The following is a 16,022-nucleotide window of genomic DNA, read 5'->3' as shown; positions in this document are numbered from 1 at the left end:
TAGCTACAGGGCGGCTTGGTCCTTACCCCGGCCGGACTTGCACCGGCAAGTTGTGCCTAGCTTGACTAGGCGCGCTACGACTTTTCATACAAAACCCTGGGCGCGGACGCTCTCCGGCTCCCTGTTGTACGACTTTTCATACAAAACCCTGCGCGCGGACCCTCTCCGGCTCCCTGTTGTACGACTTTTCATACAAAACCCTGCGCCCGGACGCTCTCCGGCTCTCTGTTGTACGACTTTTCATACAATCCAAAATGGAATGGACATGTTGCAGCTCTAAGCAGCATCCAGTTTTAGAAATCGGGACTTGGCTACCGTTGTCCGCGCATATCCTAGTTCTCCGCTTTTATCGGCTGTAGCGTTCTATAATACAGCGATCGCCGTGGCACATAAGGAAATTGGACTTGTCAGTTCTATATTCATAACAGATCGGGACTTTGAATCGATCCGATGTACTCGTAACGATATATTTTGCCGGTCATGCCTGTCGGGATGGCGCGGAACTTGCCCTGTTCCACCAATTTGCGGCAATACTTGATGATGGTTTGCTTGTGAACTTCCAGTTCTTTCGCCGCTTGCGACGGGCAAACGATACGATCGTGCCGAATGGCCAGACGCATCAACTGACGCTCGATTTTTCCGAATTTTCGGGGGACCGTTGTGCTCCCGTCTTGCATGGCCGAAAGATAAGGGGCTAAAATGCTCCGCACCATCGTCAGCACGAACGTTGGATTTTCTTTCATCTCATCCAGCGAAATGGCGATCACGTGAAACTCTTGTGATTGCAGGAACAAACCTCGATTCAGATCCAGTCGATATTTTGAACGGTCTGTGCCATGCGAACCATAATCCATGATCTCAAATACGAAGCGAAGCCCGCCCACGATCCACATAAAGTCCACGTAATACGACCGGCCCCGCCAGTCTTTCACCTCATATTCTGGATGCAAACCCGTAAAATGTCCCAATAGAGCCCACCATATTTTTTCTGCAAACATGCGGTTCCCATATCCTTGTCCTCTTTTCAGCGCATCTTTTCGTTCCCCTTGACGGCTCGACAAGTGTTTTTTGATCCATTTTTCATGTTCGATTTCAAAGCTCAATCCTTTCACCCTCCCGAAAACAAAAAGCCCGACCTCCCTTCGGCTCTGAGGGGATGATCGGGCGTACTTCGCCGTATTGAATGTTTATATTTTACCCTCAGCGCACCCATGTCTGCAAGACGTGATCCAAAAACAGCAACTTTGAACGTTATTTCGTACAATTGTCCGGGGGATATGCTCGCACGGCTCTCGGTTGTACGTTTTTTCATACAAAACCCTGGGCGCGGACGCTCTCCCGCTCCCCGTTGTACGACTTTTCATACAAAACCCTGCGCGCGGACCCTCTCCGACTCCCCGTTGTACGACTTTTCATACAAAACCCTGCGCGCGGACCCTCTCCGACTCCCGGTTGTACGACTTTTCATACAAAACCCTGCGCGCGGACGCTCTCCGGCTCCCTGTTGTACGACTTTTCATACAAAACCCTGCGCCCGGACCCTCTCCGACTCCCCGTTGTACGACTTTTCATACAAAACCCTGGGCGCGGACCCTCTCCGACTCCCCGTTGTACGTTTTTTCATATAAAACCCTGCGCGCGGACCCTCTCCGACTCCCCGTTGTACGACTTTTCAGCCCGTCGGGATGGCGCGGAACTTGCCCTGTTCCACCAATTTGCGGCGATACTTGCTATCGTTGTCCACGCATATCCTAGCTCTCCGCTTTTATCGGCTGTAGCGTTCTATAATACAGCGATCGCCGTGGCAAATAAGGAAATTGGACTTTCGAGTATACCCTAAACCGAGCCTATGCGTATAATCGAGACAAGAAGAAATGCAGGGTCTATAGCGGAGTCATCCATAGCGATGAATTGTCCTTTCATCGGGTCAACAATCTGGCCTCGGTACATGAACGCTGCCACAGGATGATTCATGATGAACAGGATTACTCTACATTAGGGAAGAAACATTGGCGTAAAATTCTGAAATTCAGAGAAAAGTTGTAGCGCTTCATGCCAGCGTCATGATGGAATGCCGTATGATTTGAAAAAAAAAGGCCATGGATACGCTGGAATTTCTCAGCCAGGATCAGGAGGCGCGCAGACGTTATGAGGAACGGCAGAAGTACCTTCATGATGAGGCTTCCATGATCGAATGGGCTACGAGAAATGGAAAGGCCGAGGGTAATGGTCATACCCCTATAACACAAACCATCTGAATCCATGGTCCCCACCACATGATCAGAACAAGCCCACGCCTGCAACCCGGAAGAACCTGTTGCAGGCGTGCTTGGCTTTTCAGATCACATATTTCCTGCTTGGGCAACACGTTTAAGCCAGTTTAATGACACTGACGCGGAAATTTTAAAGTTTGAAACAGGGAACGGCTGGCAAGACAGACCAGCGGGAGTGAATTCGAGACCGTCAATGCCGAGTTTCTGAGAGAGACATTTCTTCAACTCGGACATATCCGTCCTGGCGATCTCCTGATTTAACCGATCAAAATTGCGGTTGATCTTCGGATGTTTCTCCAAATACGATCCTCGTGTCCCCGCTCATCAGGCTCGACAGGGTCAAATAGGTTCCGATTCCTGTCATGGACGGATATTCCTCCGAAGCAGGTCCGAGGCGCAGCGCTTGTTGCATAGAAGCAATGGCCTGGCCTACATCCCCCAGCGCACGCCACCCGTCCGCCCTCAGGTGATACAGGTCCGTGAAATCCGGAAACAGCATAATACTCTCCGTACTATACTGAACACATTTTGAACAAGATGCCCATAAAGATAGATATGAATATCTTGGCCACAAAATGGCTAAAAAGATAGACGAGAGTGTGGTACGCCCAGTGCGAACGAAGACCGGGTGCCGAAATTCGTGAGTTCATAAGTCTTCTCAGGAGATAAAACAGCCACACTCAGTAGGAGGAATGTGGCTGTTATCTTTCTTGTTCGTCATCCAGCTCCTGCTCAGGCTGATCCTGTTCAGCCTCATGAACGGGGTCGAATTGGATTCCATCAATGCAGTAATCGTAGATGAAGGACTTTATCTCTGTCGCATCGTTGGATTCATAATACTGCACCAGCAGGCCTGTAAAAGTACGTTGATGTTCAATTGGGATGGAGATGATGCCACAGCCTGAGGAGATCAGCACTTGATTGCCGGAGAGCATGGCCGTCCGCTTGTTGCCATCCAGAAACATTTGCTTTCTCATGAGGTAAAGCATGAGTGTGATGGCTTTATCCGTTGGATTTTCAATGGCTGTTATTTCCAAAAGTTCCTCTCGGATTTGAGCCGCCTGAACAATCAAATTGTCTCCGCCCACCAGTTGGTTGATTTTACAGATATAATTCAGGTCAATGGGATAGTCGAGATTATCCAGTATAAATTGCCATGCGTGCTTCAAATTATTTACGCCAACAACTTCGGCCACTTTAATGCCCGGAACGCTGATTCCGTTAAAAATAGCTTCCGTATCGGGATAGGTAACGGCGAATCCCTCAAGTTTTGCACTTTTCCATATATAATCGATGATATTACGTTTGGCTACAAAGATATTTTGTTCAACGGTCATGCGGTATTTAGCTTGCATCATTCCGTAGCTTCCTTTGCCGATTTGTCAACAAGAATTATCATCATTATAGCGTGTTGCCCTATAGCATACAATAAAACCTTGAAAAAGGATTCGACCCGCCTGAACAGTATGAACTTCTGAAGGGGGCTGAGATATTTTACTAAGCCGGTTTGACCACTTTTACATTGGGAGTCGTGAATGTCGCTGCGGTTATGAAGAACATTCGTTCTGTGGTATGATAAAGGGAACAGAATGATTTACTGAGTGTTGATTTAGAGAACAAGACAGTTTTCGAGAAAAATTCTACGGAAGGAGATTTTTCTCATATTACTGACTCATTTTCCAAAGCTCTTTTGGAACGTTCTGGTTCTGATCGGATTTTCTGAACATGGCAAAAAATCCAGTGCAAAGGCACCGGATCAGATCATTTGATTCTCTTCAAGTCAGCCTCTTGTTGAATGGAGCGAGCAGAGAGAAGTTCAATAATTCTGTGCTGGTTCTCCAAAAAACCCTCTATCTCCATAACCCGTTCATTCGTATCCAGGACAGCTCGTTTCATTTCTTGCTGATCCACTCTCATTTCCCGAATCTCCTGTTTCATCTCTTGCTGATCGGTCTCCATTTTATCGAAGCGCTCGTTCACCTCATCAAAACGCTCATGAACCTCAGTCTCCATCTTATCAATACGCTCATGAACCGGTTTAAGTTCTTCCCGGATTACAGACTGCAGCAACTCCTTTAACTCAATATTCATAAGATCCCGCTCCTTATACTTTTATGATGTTATTGTAGCAGATGACTTAATAAAGTTCCAGCGTTTTTTATATGTCCTGCTTGTGTGGGACGTTAAGTGTATATCCGGAAAAGCGAGCAGCAGCGCTGAATATTCAGGACATTCGTGAGATCATCAATGGACTAAAGCATACTTTTTCACGTCATTTCTATTGATTTCATCGCAGCCACAACCATGTCGAATTTAACGAAAAGCCGCTCACTATCGGATACGCCTCCTGAGGTGTGTCGTTCTGCAAAATCGGTTCCATGTCCGCCAATGTACTCACTCCTTCCCTGTCGATCATTGGCGCGTTGGCGAGCGTCGCGGGCATGTTCCTTGAATGGGGTCCTCGTATTGGCACTCATCAGGCTCGCCAGGGTTAAGTACAGATCGGCATCCATTTGCTTTCCGGCAGAGGCGTACAATAGGCCGAGGTCCCGGCAGGTCAAGTAGGTTCCGTAGCCGTTTACGCCCGGATATTCCTCCGGTGCTGGTCCGAGGCTCAGCGCATGCCGTAAGGCATAAATGGCCTCATCCGTGTGTCCCAGAGCACTCAAGCCGATCCCCTTAAGTGATACAAATCCGTGAAGTCCGGAAACAGGGCAATGCTGTCCATACTATACTGGACCATTTCACGATAACGCCCCATGGTTTCCAGGGTAACCAGCCTGTGTTTGTGCGCACTGGACAGCAAGGTCTTCGGAAATTCCCCCGGGTCTGCCAACGCTGCATTAAAATGCTCAAGGGCACTCTCCAACTCATTCATGCGGTATAGTTCAATCCCCAGGTAGTAGTGATACTTCCGATGATTCGGATACTCCTCGAGTGACTGCAGGAGAAGCGATCGATTTCGGCTGATTTTGTCCTGACGCAAAATGTTCTTGGCAAGATATCCATCATGATACACATGGATATCGACCTGCCCGACTTGCATATCGGGGTTGACTTCCAGCATGCTCGGCAAAATCTCTTCGTGCACCCTTCCTTCAAATCTGTATTCCGGCCGGTTCCGCACCATGCGATGGAGACAGATATGTTCCACTCTGCCCCCCTCCAGATCGTTGCAAAAATAAAATTGAATACCCTCGATATGTTGCTCCCATATCGCATCCCGGGTCAGCAGCTCTTTGAGTTTGTTGGCCTCATTCACATCCATCTCTTCATCCGCATCCAGCCAGAGAATCCAATCCCCTGTCGCTTCATCCAACCCCCGGTTACGGGCCACCGCGAAGCTGTCCTCCCATGGCATCTCAATCACTTTGGTCCCGAGGGCTTTGGCCATCGCCACGGTACCATCCGTTGATCCGGTATCCACAATAATGATTTCATCCACTATACGCATCACACTGCCGAGACATTTCGGAAGATATTCTTCCTCGTTCCTGACGATCATACATAACGAGATGCTTGGTTGGTCCATCACTCATCCCCTCTTACTCCATCTATTCTAACTCTAAGTTGTTATTCAGCCACCCTCCAGGACCTGTGAAATATCCGAAGGGTGGCCGATTTTTACTGCAGTTTAATGACACTCACACTGGCCGAGCCTACTGAACCACTTCCTATAATAGCTGTAAGATTGAGATCACCAGGCGAACTAAGACCATTTGTACTAAAAATGGCGCTTCCGGAAAGCGTTTCTCCAACGGAACCCGTATTTAAAAAACCAGTAGTAACTGAATTAGATCCAGTTATTAGATTACCGTTGAGAGTGAGAGCGAATTGATATTGCGGGTCACTCGTATTGGCCTGCACCCTGTAATCTGCATAATAAACCTGGTTCGGAGCCAATTCAATGCCCGTGGCTGTGTTGGTAATTCCGAATACGAGTTGATAACGGAACATTTTGTCCTTGGTTTATTGTCCTGGAGGTCAGATTAATTCCCATAAAATTATTCGCCGTCACGGCCGGAGCCGTAGGGCCTGTCACGCCTGTCGCGCCAGTCGGGACGTCAATTCTTATCCCCCCTAAAAATTTTAAATGTAATTTTTTCGAATAATCAAAAAAATCCCGTGTTTCCGGGCTCCTCCCCCCCCCAAGGGGAAAGCTCCCCTGCTCCATTCGCCGAGCTAGGCGAGTGGAGGTTAACATCATTCTGCCTTTTCGTTACACGTCTTTGCGTTATGATTTGAGCTGCACTTTTTTCGTAATCCTTCTATAGATCATGATTTGGTAGACGCGAACGTGTCGAATGCCCCCAGTGTTAAAGAGTGTTATCACGAGATGATACTCGTGGGAACTAGTCCAGTGTCGCAGCCCCCGCATCAGATAAGGCTGTACGGGGGATCGTTCCCACTTATGTCCATTTTTTTATGATGTTTACTGATGTGATAAGGCTACTGTACTGCTGGAAGGGGTCGCCTCAGAAAGCATACCTTTGCGGACATGCCACCCTCCAAGCGTTGGCTGACGTTTGAAGGGTGGCAAAATGGATTGACCCTAAGGTTTTCTCGCCCCGATTGAAGCGAATACGATTCAGGTTAAGCTATTTTGATTACACTAAATGCCGGGGCACCAAACTGAGTAGCTTGAGAACCTTGGACATTCAGCGCCAAAGTACCGGCCGTCCCCCCCGTACGAACGATCGCATTTGATGATAGAAAAGTTGGTTGAGATGCTGCAGTACTGTTGAAAGTTGTAACCCCCGAACCAACCACGTTAGTTCCATTTAGGGACACAAATGCACCAGCAGTAGAGGCTGGGGGAATTGAAGCATCCACTGAAAAGTCTACCATATACGCCTGATTTGGAGCCAGAGTCAACGTACCGTTTCCATTTTGTGTAATCGCTGTACCATCGCCGGTGACACCTATAAGTGGGAATACAGCAGGAGTAGAAGTAGTAAACGCCGCCCCAGAACTATACTGATAATTCGCTGTGACGTTCGGAGCTGTAGGACCTGTCACCCCCGTAGCACCAGTCATGCCTGTCAATCCAGTCACGCCCGTGACGCCTGTTGCGCCTGTCGGGACGTCATTTCTTATGCAAACCGTAAATTTTACTTATAAAATCAATGGAAGATCGTTTTACTGTTGTTTGCAGTAATTATGTTGGGTTTCAGCCATGCAATGGGCCGCTTGCCGTGAGCGGCCGTCCACATCATCCACTACACTTCTTTGTGTGATCCATCCTTTTGTATTGCAGCCGGGGGAATGTCGAAATATTCAATGGTACAACGGAAGGGATAGGCTTGACGTTCCGGACTCTTGGTAGACTGTTTCCGGATTTCCTCTGGCATGACCCGAACATAGTAGATTCGTTTGACCCTTTGCTTCAGAATTTCGTTCTGCTGCTCGGCCGGAAGGGATTTGAAATGCTCAAACAATCCGATGCGGTGTGCCTTCACATCCAGTTGCGGGCCTGTTGCGATGTCCCGGACTTGCTTTCGGATCTTGTCCCTGGACTCCTGCAGGATGGGATGTTGTTTCACCCGGGTATGCACCCTTTTGAGTAGTTTGTACGGCAACTCCCTTGCCAGTGCGGGCTCAAGGAGCTCTGCCTGCTCCTCCTTGTTCTCCCGCAGCTGCTGTTCGATCAGCATCAGACGTTCGTGTAAATCCATCAGGATGCTTGTCTGCTCTTGCGGCTGCAGATGTTGATCCCATTGCAGCCTTTTATCGTTCTGGAGCTGTTGCAGTACCTCTTCTTCCAGCGGCTGCAGCTTCACTCCCTGATTATTGCATTTCATATCGCTGTCAGGCAGCTCTTTTCGACAAGGCATGATGAGTAACGTGCCGTTGCTCTTCTTATGGATCTTAAGCTTTCTTCCGCAAATCCCGCAGAATAACAGGTCTTTGAGCAGGGTGGCTCCCGTTTTATCTGCTGGTCTCTCGCGGGTGAAAGGGTCTGCCCCCCCCCGTTCCATTTTGTACCAGTTAGCTCGTTCCCACTCTTCTACTGGAATGAGCGCAGGATGAGCATCTTCCGTGACGATCGTCTCCACGATCTTGTAACGGTATACTTGGCCTTTCTTGATTCGCTGGCGATTTTGGAACACCAGGGTTCCCTTGTACACCGGATTGCGCAGGATCTGCTGGATGGTTATGGGCAGGAAGTCATGTAGTTGTTGGGTTTTGAGGCCATCCCCGTTGAGCTTGTCGGCAATCTTGCGGCAACTCATGCCTTGGAGGTACAGCCTGAAAATATAACGAACGATCCCGGCCTCTGGCTCGTAGATTTCCAGCTTCCGGGTGTCCGGGTTGCGCCAGTAGCCGTAAGCCGCCCTACCGCTGACATGCTCTCCTCGACGGGCCCGCTGCATTTTATTGACTTTCGTGCGGCGGCCGATCATCTCATACTCCATCGCGGCGTATAGGGAGCTAATATCATACAAATGACGGGAGGCCTCTGAACCGGCCAGGTCAAAGGCTTGCGTCGGCGTAATGATTTTCACATCATGCTCAATACATTCTTTTTTAATGATCTGGGAGATAAGCCCATTGCGGGACAGGCGGTCCAGGGATACGGCAAAAATGGCCTGGTAGCGCCCAAGGTTGCGGAGCAGCTTCTGTAACTGAGGGCGGGCCTCCAACTGATGCTTTCCCCCGCTCACGATTTCTTCGTACACCTCAAAGGTGTAATCATGCTCGCGGCAAAATTCCTCCATCAGCTCACGGTGATTCTGAAGTGTGTCTTCATTCTCTCCTTTGGACCGTGATATGCGCAGGTAGAGTGCGCCGAATATTCCGGTATTCTCATCCATCGTGTGTACATCACTCCCATCGCCCACTCACACCTCTGTCTGAGTGCTGTATTACTCTATTCTATGAAATGAGTTGTGGATTATGACATAGAACAGCAGTATAAGAGAAACACCTCCATATGAAAAGAAGTTGCCGGATGAGGTCCTTCTAAATCCGCGAACCTCGTTCCGGAGCTAACGGGATTTTCCGAAATGTTATGATCATTTCATCATCGCAGTTCTACCGATTACGATAGCTGAGTCAGTTTATTCAGGATTAATCGCATCCCTCAGGTGAGATCTGTACAATCACCAAATGCTATTGGATATAAATTCAAGTTGTTTCTTACATTTCGCAACAGAATCGTTAACAGATACCTTGACTCTGTTGATTCTCATCGTATCCCCTGCTTCCAGTAGCTGAATGGGCTTGGAAAGAGCAGAGGATATACGACCAGAACCAAGAAAATCATCCAGCAAGGCGATATGGTTATCCGGATCATCCGTGGTGAAATGTGAGATGTTCCGGCTAACCAGGTCCTTTAACATCTTTAAATAAATCACGGTTTGCTGGTTTGGGATATTTCGGGCATTTCGTACGGTTGACCATCCACAATGCGTCAAGACGACCATCTGAATTTTCGGAGTGGGGAAATCAGATGGTAAATGCCGTCTAAACTCACTGGCAGGGTCGCTGAGAACTTTGAAAATCAAATTTAGCGAGTTGATGGATTGCTGATCCGTACGAACAGGTACGATTAACGCATCCGTTGCGTGCCATGCCAGATGTGTAGCACCCGAAAAGAAAGGTGAAGTGTCAATGAGACATGTCTCCAATTCGAGTTCTGCCAGTTCTCTGTCAATCTCATTTTTCAGAGATAGAAGAATACTTTCCAGGGCTTGTTCTCTTTGCGGACTGGGTAAACCGGAAGTTTGGTTCACGGCCGTGGTCATTTGGGCGGGCAGAAGATAAAGCTGTTCGTCAGATGGGACATAGAACGACTCGTTCGTAAAGAAATGATTGGTGGCAGATATCCTGTGTGCGATTCTTGTAGCGCGTCCGAGACCGGGAACGATATAAGGCAGAATCATATCCCGGACATTCACATTTGAAGTAAAGTAATTATCATCAAAGAAGTAGGACAAATTGCCTTGCGGGCACGTATCCACCGCCAGAATTTTGTTTGCAAGGTAGGTCAGGTTAAATGAGAGCGTTGATTTACCTATGCCTCCTCTCAGATTACAAATCGTATATTTCTTATGTTTGGGCAAAGGAAGTGAATTGATGGTGCCGTTTGCAATATCATACTGGCGGTCGACAATCGTTTTGATTGCTGAATCTACAAGCATTTTATTCCACCTCTTTCAAATTTCTTTTACCAATAGTATCACCAAATGTGTTTTTGGTAAACAATAAGAGGAAAACTAATTTCATAAAATGTCCTTTTTGCTCAAGAAAAAAAACGTAATAACGTCATTTTTGGATAGCACAACGTCTTCACGCATGTTATAATATCTCCATGATATCGCCAAAGAACGGGTTTCAGATACTCCTCGAACGATATCAGAGGATACGGTGACGGGGGTCGGATCATCTCTACCTGAAGATGAAGGGAGGTACGCGTTGTATGGGACAATATCTGCAATTGGGCATTTGCCATCGTATAACCGTGGAGAGGGAACAATTGAAGCAGTCCGGTTTAACAGAAAATGATGTGGTTATGCGGCTTGGCGAAAAAATGGATATGACTTTGTTCACAGGTCATGGAACTGAAGAGGCCGTCCGATTTACGATAAGAGAATCCGTAGTGTTGGAGCAATTGCATGACTTTCTTCAGGATCAGTATTCTATGTACCCTGTAAAAAAAGATCCCGACTCATTTAATCCAATTTTAATGAAATTATCAACATTACACTCCATGCGGGAGATCGTAGAATTGGCAGAGGGGAAGACATTGCAATATTTTCAAAACAACGATGTGTACGAGTATATGGAGGCCGGGCACTGGAACCGGATTCGGTTAAGGCTATCCTTGTTCGTGTTTTTCTTTGAGGGGAAAATTTCAATGGAAGAGTATACTTATTTTTTGCGCTATCTGGAGCATCTGGTGCGAGCTCATTCACAGCACACAATAGCTGGAGCATTTCGGGCAGTTATTCAATAACTGAACAGTTACCTGAAAATAAAAAGAGACATCTATCCCGGGACATTCAGGGCAGATGTCTCTTTTGGTAATGAAATCATCGTCCCCCGGCATCTCTGAAGGGCAGCCGAAGTTCATTGAGCGATTGTACCACGGCTTCGGAGAGTCCGCTGGCTTTGGCGATGATGGGGACCTCTATGCCCAAAGCGAGCATATTTCTGGCAATTTCATTCTGACGATCCTCGTTCAACCTGCCGAAAAAAATAGGGAGCAGCAGAATAATGTCAGAATAATGTCAGTTGACTTTACGCCCCGACAAATGTATTTTATTGTCAGGGCGGAAAAGCGGGGTGAAGCCATGTCGTCCAAAAAGTTGGGGCGTCCTCCATCTGACAATCCCAAAAGCGAAAAGATTGAGATACGTGTCGATCAGGAAATGATGAGCAAGCTCGATGCTTCTGCTAAGAAGCTGAATACGACACGTTCGGATATCGTGCGCAAGGGGATTCAGATGGTATACAACGATCTCCAAAAATAAAGAAGGAAGCAGCGTGAGCCCCACGAAGAGCACCGCTACTTCCTACGAAGACGCAATCGCTTGAATAAGCAGACTGCATAAATATCCTACCATGTGCAGGAATCTCATTCAAGCGCTGCGATGACCTTTTATGGGAGGATGAATATGAAAACGATTCTGGAAGCCTTATACCGCGGGCAGCTTCATCCCGATGAGGCGATTGTGCCGTCTCATCCGGAATACCGACGTTTAAGCCGACAAATGGTGGTGCAGACGGAACAATGGCGGGACCGATTAGGTGAAGAAGCCTTTCGTGAGCTTGAGGAATATTTTGACCTGTGTGACAGCGTCAATAGCATGCATGTTGAAGCTGCTTTTCTGCATGGGTTCAGGCTTGGAGCCAACTTGATGATCGAAGTCTCAAGCAAACGCGAGGAATGGCTTCAGGATGTAGCATCGGGCTAATCATCGACTACCCGGTCCGCTCGTAATGAGCGGGCTATTTTTGTGCGATATGCTCCTGTTACGTACGGAACATAATTTTGAGAATTTCAACCGCCTTCTGTTGATCGGCCTCGCTCTGGTTCTGTAGCAGCGCTGCGGCCTCCAGAATCGCGCCGCTCATCTCAATCCCCTTATGGTCACCATCAGATAACAGTGCGGATAAGCTCACTTCCAGCGCATTCGCTATTTTTTCAAGCGTGTGTATTTTGACATTATATTCTCCCCGTTCGATTTTGCCGATATAGGAAAAATTGGTCCCCACCAATTCCGCGAGCTGCTCCTGCGTCAATCCTTTCAACTTCCGATATTGCCGGATTTTACGGCCAATCCTGGTTAACGTTTGCTCCATGTTTACGCTCCACTGTCTCTTTTATTAACTAAAGTGTAGACAACTGGAGCCAAATAATTCAGGTATATACACAGAAGAACAGTCTTGCACATACAGGCTGTTCTTTTTTCATTCCGGTACATACGCCATTCCGAAAGGGAGAAGATCATGGAGAAGCTGAAACAGGAAATCGAGCTGAAAAGATGTGAAATGGAGATCCTGGCGGTTGAAAAAGGCTTCCTTGCCCCCGAGGTATTGCAAATATCCCAAGAGCTGGACCAGCTGATCAATCAGTTTTACCACAATGCTCTGCCCTTAAGAAATTAAAGGTTGAATTAGGTGTCATTTCCTCAAATCTGATTCTTATTACATGGAAAATGAAGGGGGAAATCTCCGTTAAATTCATGCTCCCATTCATTGTTTAGCAAAGTGGAAAAACGTATAATCATAGATAGGAACCCGGAAAGGAGCGGATTGGATGTGTTCGGATATGAATCAGGAAACGATACATCAGCGACATGATACCTCATATCGTTTTTTGCTCTCAAGTAAAAAGCTTTTCGTGGAATTGCTTCGTTCTTTCGTAAATCAAGGATGGGTGCAAGCGGTCAATGAGGAGCATGTACAAGAGATTCCTCATTCCTTTGTGTTACAGGACTTTAAGCGTCAGGAAGCGGATCTCGTCTACCAGGTTCATCTGAATGGCCAAGATGTCGTGTTTTATTTGCTTCTGGAGATGCAATCCAGTGTTGATTTTCGCATGCCGTATCGGTTGCTATTGTATCAGGTAGAGATATGGCGTTACTTATTGCAAAATGAAGAAGACGCATTATCTAACCGAAAGACCTTTCAATTGCCACCCATCATCCCGATTGTATTGTATAATGGAAAGAAAAAGTGGACTGCAGAGCTTCAATTCCGCAAGCTGCTTGCTAATGAAGATCTGTTTGGTCCTGAACTGCTGAATTTTGAATATTTGCTTATCGATGTAGCACGATATACAGAAGAAGAATTATTGTCGTTATCGAATACGATTGGTTCTGTTTTTCTGCTGGATCAGACGGAGGATCGGGGGCAGTTGCTGGATCGCATTAACAAGCTGATGAATACCGCTCAGCAGATGTCGGAAGATAACCTGCAGAAAATTATGGCTTGGGTGGCCAACATTCTGTTGCAGAAGGTGCCGAGGAATGAGTCAAACCCGGAGCGATTTATCCAAAATTTAGAAATGATTGCTTTGTTCATGAGGCTGGAAAAAATCCTGGGTGATATTCATAAAGGCGAGCAACAAGGTAAGGAAGCCGTGGCTAAAGAACTAATCAGGATGGGCATGGATAGTTCAACCATTGCTCAGGCCACCGGGTTCTCTACTCACACTATTGAAGAATGGCGCAAGCAAACCTATTAAATTCCGTTCCTCTGGAGCGGTTTTTCTTTTTGATATGGATAACGGATGCCGCTGCCGCGAGCCGCGAGTGTGATGAGCAGCTTCCTTCCTAGTCGCTGAAAGCCCGGAAGTACGGGATTTTTTTTTGGGGGTGACAGGCCCCGTTGGGTACAAAAACCAAATCGCCAGCACCTCTGCCCGCCACCAGATTATTTGCTTATAGCATCACTGCCGATTTTTTCTCAAGCCACTCCGCTAGCTCATGAAGAGTTATCTTCTTATTCGCAACATCCAATGTTGTATCATATAACTCATCGTCTGTAACCTCTAGGTAATAACCATTCAGCATAAGGAACGCTTTGGCACTCATATAACCCGTTCGCTTGTTACCGTCAGAGAATAGCTGATGGGTTGCGAATCCTTCCATATACACGGCTGCCTTCAAAAACAAACCGGGGTAATATTCCTCATCACCAAAACCTTGAAAAGGCTTATCGGCTATGAAGTCTATTAACCCCGGCTCGTTCTCACCCGGAAGGCCATTGTAGCGCTCCAAGGCGTAATCATGCAGTTCACGGATATCATCTGGAGTTAGGCGTTCAATCAATTTTTAGACAGCCTCCTAAGTCCAGCATCGTTGTCGTCGCAGATCTGTTTTGCAAGCGAGCGGATCAGATTCTTGCGATCGATTTTAGCCTGTACGTCTTTAAGCTCTTCCTTACGTACTGCCATGCGTTGTTCCTCCTCTTGCTCTGACATGCAGGCATCCCCTCCGTATCACAATGTTATGTGTTACAAGTTATGCCCGTTTGACCTTAGAATATACCATTCGCTGCGATTTGTCCAATTGGGTTATACATGGATCATTGGATGTATGGCCACCCTCAGGACGGCGATCTATTCCTGAAGGGTGGCAGGTTGGAACATCCTCATGGGAAACAGATGACCGGAGAAAGGGGCTCCCGGATCGCACCTCTCGTGCCTCAATTCATTTTCAATGGTAAAATCCATAAACTGATGGGCCAATTCCTCTGTACGATCCCATCCTCGTTCAACCTTCCAAAAAAATAGGGAGCAGTTGAATGATTCGATTGACTTTTCGGTCCACAATAATATATTATTATTGTGGACCGAAAAGTGGGGTGAAGCGATGTCGGCCAAAAAAATGGGGCGTCCTCTATCTGACAATCCCAAAAGCGAAACAATCAAGATACGTATCGATCAGGACATGATGCGCAAGCTCGAAGCTTCTGCTAAGAAGCTCAATACGTCACGTTCGAATGTCGTGCGCAAGGGGATTGAGAAGATCTACGACGATCTCCAATAATAAAAAAGGAAGCAGCGTTAGCCCCGAGAAGAGCACCGCTACTTCCTACCACGCAATCGCTTGAATAAGCAGACTGCATAAATATCCTACCATGTGCAGGAATCTCATTCAAGCGATGCGATGACCTTTTATGGGAGGATGACTATGAAAACGATTCTGGAGGCCTTGTACCGCGGGCAGCTTCATCCCGATGAGGCGATTGTGCCGTCTCATCCTGAATACCGACGCTTAAGCCGACAAATGGTGGTGCAGATGGAACAATGGCGAGAGCGATTGGGTGAAGAAGCATTTCGTGAGCTTGAGGAATATTTTGACCTGTGCGACAGCGTCAATAGTATGCATGTTGAAGCTGCTTTTCTGCATGGGTTCAGGCTTGGAGCCAACTTGATGATCGAAGTCTCAAGCACACGCGAGGAATGGCTTCAGGATGTAGCATCGGGCTTGTCATGATGATACACTAACAACTTGTTGACTGTTCTGTATGCGGATGGGATCATAATAATCAACTACCAGGTCCGCTCGTAACGAGCGGGCCTTTTGTTCGATAAGCAGTTGGACCGAGCTGGACCAGCTGATCAATCAGTTTTACCAAAATGCTCTGCCCTTAAGAAATTAAAGGTCGAATTGGTGTTCAAGAAACAAATTTTAAATGTAGTTTTTTTGAATAATCAAAAAAAATCCCGTGTTTCCGGGCTTTTCAGACGCCCAGGGGGAAGGCTTCCCCGCTCCATTCGCCGAGCTTGGCGAG

Annotated in this window: 21 protein-coding genes and 1 pseudogene; 10 read left to right on the top strand and 12 right to left on the bottom strand. The window is 47.2% G+C overall.

What is annotated here, in order from left to right; all coding sequences use genetic code 11:
* Positions 1-419: 419 nt before the first annotated feature.
* On the bottom strand, positions 420-1,112 hold the full coding sequence (locus ACE5LO_RS26940) for a putative endonuclease domain-containing protein (protein ID WP_375522995.1): 693 nt from the start codon (positions 1,110-1,112) through the stop codon (positions 420-422).
* A gap of 978 nt (positions 1,113-2,090) precedes the next feature.
* Between ACE5LO_RS26940 and ACE5LO_RS26935 the strand changes: the two are divergent.
* Positions 2,091-2,225, top strand: a pseudogene (locus ACE5LO_RS26935) (Rpn family recombination-promoting nuclease/putative transposase); the annotation flags it as partial.
* 201 nt (positions 2,226-2,426) lie between these two features.
* Positions 2,427-2,534, top strand: coding sequence for an NgoMIV family type II restriction endonuclease (locus ACE5LO_RS26930; RefSeq protein ID WP_375522997.1), 108 nt, complete (start codon positions 2,427-2,429; stop codon positions 2,532-2,534).
* A 4-nt stretch (positions 2,535-2,538) separates the two neighbouring features.
* Here the strand turns inward: ACE5LO_RS26930 and ACE5LO_RS26925 are convergent, their stop codons facing one another.
* From ACE5LO_RS26925 to ACE5LO_RS26890, 8 genes are all read right to left on the bottom strand, one after another.
* On the bottom strand, positions 2,539-2,772 hold the full coding sequence (locus ACE5LO_RS26925; RefSeq protein ID WP_375522993.1) for a hypothetical protein: 234 nt from the start codon (positions 2,770-2,772) through the stop codon (positions 2,539-2,541).
* 202 nt (positions 2,773-2,974) lie between these two features.
* Positions 2,975-3,631 carry a Fic family protein gene (locus ACE5LO_RS26920; protein WP_375522992.1) on the bottom strand — a complete coding sequence of 219 codons (657 nt, stop codon included), beginning with the start codon at positions 3,629-3,631 and terminating at the stop codon, positions 2,975-2,977.
* A 403-nt stretch (positions 3,632-4,034) separates the two neighbouring features.
* Complete coding sequence (locus ACE5LO_RS26915) at positions 4,035-4,364, bottom strand: hypothetical protein (protein WP_375522991.1); 330 nt, start codon at positions 4,362-4,364, stop codon at positions 4,035-4,037.
* 176 nt (positions 4,365-4,540) lie between these two features.
* Positions 4,541-4,942, bottom strand: coding sequence for a hypothetical protein (locus ACE5LO_RS26910; RefSeq protein ID WP_375522990.1), 402 nt, complete (start codon positions 4,940-4,942; stop codon positions 4,541-4,543).
* Positions 4,939-5,805 (bottom strand): glycosyltransferase family 2 protein, encoded by an 867-nt coding sequence (locus tag ACE5LO_RS26905; protein ID WP_375522989.1) that lies wholly within the window; start codon positions 5,803-5,805, stop codon positions 4,939-4,941. The genes ACE5LO_RS26910 and ACE5LO_RS26905 overlap by 4 nt, the downstream gene beginning before the upstream one ends.
* 1,061 nt (positions 5,806-6,866) lie before the next feature.
* On the bottom strand, positions 6,867-7,310 hold the full coding sequence (locus ACE5LO_RS26900) for a hypothetical protein (protein ID WP_375522988.1): 444 nt from the start codon (positions 7,308-7,310) through the stop codon (positions 6,867-6,869).
* A 182-nt stretch (positions 7,311-7,492) separates the two neighbouring features.
* Positions 7,493-9,088 (bottom strand): recombinase family protein, encoded by a 1,596-nt coding sequence (locus ACE5LO_RS26895; RefSeq protein ID WP_375522987.1) that lies wholly within the window; start codon positions 9,086-9,088, stop codon positions 7,493-7,495.
* A gap of 288 nt (positions 9,089-9,376) precedes the next feature.
* Positions 9,377-10,417, bottom strand: coding sequence for a ParA family protein (locus ACE5LO_RS26890; protein ID WP_375522986.1), 1,041 nt, complete (start codon positions 10,415-10,417; stop codon positions 9,377-9,379).
* 278 nt (positions 10,418-10,695) lie between these two features.
* On the opposite strand from ACE5LO_RS26890, the gene ACE5LO_RS26885 reads away from it, so the two are divergent.
* From ACE5LO_RS26885 to ACE5LO_RS26875, 3 genes are all read left to right on the top strand, one after another.
* Positions 10,696-11,232, top strand: coding sequence for a hypothetical protein (locus tag ACE5LO_RS26885; RefSeq protein WP_375522985.1), 537 nt, complete (start codon positions 10,696-10,698; stop codon positions 11,230-11,232).
* Positions 11,233-11,296: 64 nt separating this feature from the next.
* Positions 11,297-11,749 carry a ribbon-helix-helix domain-containing protein gene (locus ACE5LO_RS26880; protein WP_511227998.1) on the top strand — a complete coding sequence of 151 codons (453 nt, stop codon included), beginning with the start codon at positions 11,297-11,299 and terminating at the stop codon, positions 11,747-11,749.
* 144 nt (positions 11,750-11,893) lie between these two features.
* Complete coding sequence (locus tag ACE5LO_RS26875) at positions 11,894-12,193, top strand: DUF6809 family protein (protein ID WP_375522984.1); 300 nt, start codon at positions 11,894-11,896, stop codon at positions 12,191-12,193.
* A gap of 58 nt (positions 12,194-12,251) precedes the next feature.
* Here the strand turns inward: ACE5LO_RS26875 and ACE5LO_RS26870 are convergent, their stop codons facing one another.
* On the bottom strand, positions 12,252-12,581 hold the full coding sequence (locus ACE5LO_RS26870) for a helix-turn-helix domain-containing protein (RefSeq protein WP_375522983.1): 330 nt from the start codon (positions 12,579-12,581) through the stop codon (positions 12,252-12,254).
* A gap of 147 nt (positions 12,582-12,728) precedes the next feature.
* On the opposite strand from ACE5LO_RS26870, the gene ACE5LO_RS26865 reads away from it, so the two are divergent.
* On the top strand, positions 12,729-12,887 hold the full coding sequence (locus ACE5LO_RS26865; RefSeq protein WP_375522982.1) for a Spo0E family sporulation regulatory protein-aspartic acid phosphatase: 159 nt from the start codon (positions 12,729-12,731) through the stop codon (positions 12,885-12,887).
* Between the two features lie 163 nt (positions 12,888-13,050).
* Positions 13,051-13,968: an Rpn family recombination-promoting nuclease/putative transposase gene (locus ACE5LO_RS26860; RefSeq protein ID WP_375522981.1), complete on the top strand. Its 918-nt coding sequence runs from the start codon at positions 13,051-13,053 to the stop codon at positions 13,966-13,968.
* A gap of 196 nt (positions 13,969-14,164) precedes the next feature.
* Here ACE5LO_RS26860 and ACE5LO_RS26855 read toward each other — a convergent pair whose 3' ends face one another.
* Both ACE5LO_RS26855 and ACE5LO_RS26850 read right to left on the bottom strand, forming a co-directional pair.
* Positions 14,165-14,554 carry a type II toxin-antitoxin system death-on-curing family toxin gene (locus tag ACE5LO_RS26855; protein WP_375522980.1) on the bottom strand — a complete coding sequence of 130 codons (390 nt, stop codon included), beginning with the start codon at positions 14,552-14,554 and terminating at the stop codon, positions 14,165-14,167.
* Positions 14,551-14,679, bottom strand: coding sequence for a hypothetical protein (locus ACE5LO_RS26850; RefSeq protein WP_375522979.1), 129 nt, complete (start codon positions 14,677-14,679; stop codon positions 14,551-14,553). The genes ACE5LO_RS26855 and ACE5LO_RS26850 overlap by 4 nt, the downstream gene beginning before the upstream one ends.
* A 418-nt stretch (positions 14,680-15,097) precedes the next feature.
* On the opposite strand from ACE5LO_RS26850, the gene ACE5LO_RS26845 reads away from it, so the two are divergent.
* The 3 genes from ACE5LO_RS26845 to ACE5LO_RS26835 form a co-directional block, all read left to right on the top strand.
* Positions 15,098-15,274 (top strand): ribbon-helix-helix protein, CopG family, encoded by a 177-nt coding sequence (locus ACE5LO_RS26845; RefSeq protein ID WP_375358136.1) that lies wholly within the window; start codon positions 15,098-15,100, stop codon positions 15,272-15,274.
* 144 nt (positions 15,275-15,418) lie between these two features.
* Positions 15,419-15,724: a DUF6809 family protein gene (locus tag ACE5LO_RS26840; protein WP_375522978.1), complete on the top strand. Its 306-nt coding sequence runs from the start codon at positions 15,419-15,421 to the stop codon at positions 15,722-15,724.
* An 87-nt stretch (positions 15,725-15,811) separates the two neighbouring features.
* Positions 15,812-16,022 (top strand): hypothetical protein (locus tag ACE5LO_RS26835; RefSeq protein ID WP_375522977.1); only part of this gene is annotated, 211 nt, incomplete at its 3' end.

The sequence above is a fragment of the Paenibacillus medicaginis genome (assembly GCF_042138635.1).
In the GTDB taxonomy this organism is placed as follows: Bacteria; Bacillota; Bacilli; order Paenibacillales; family Paenibacillaceae; genus Paenibacillus; species Paenibacillus medicaginis.
This window is presented reverse-complemented; position numbering and strand designations above follow the sequence as displayed.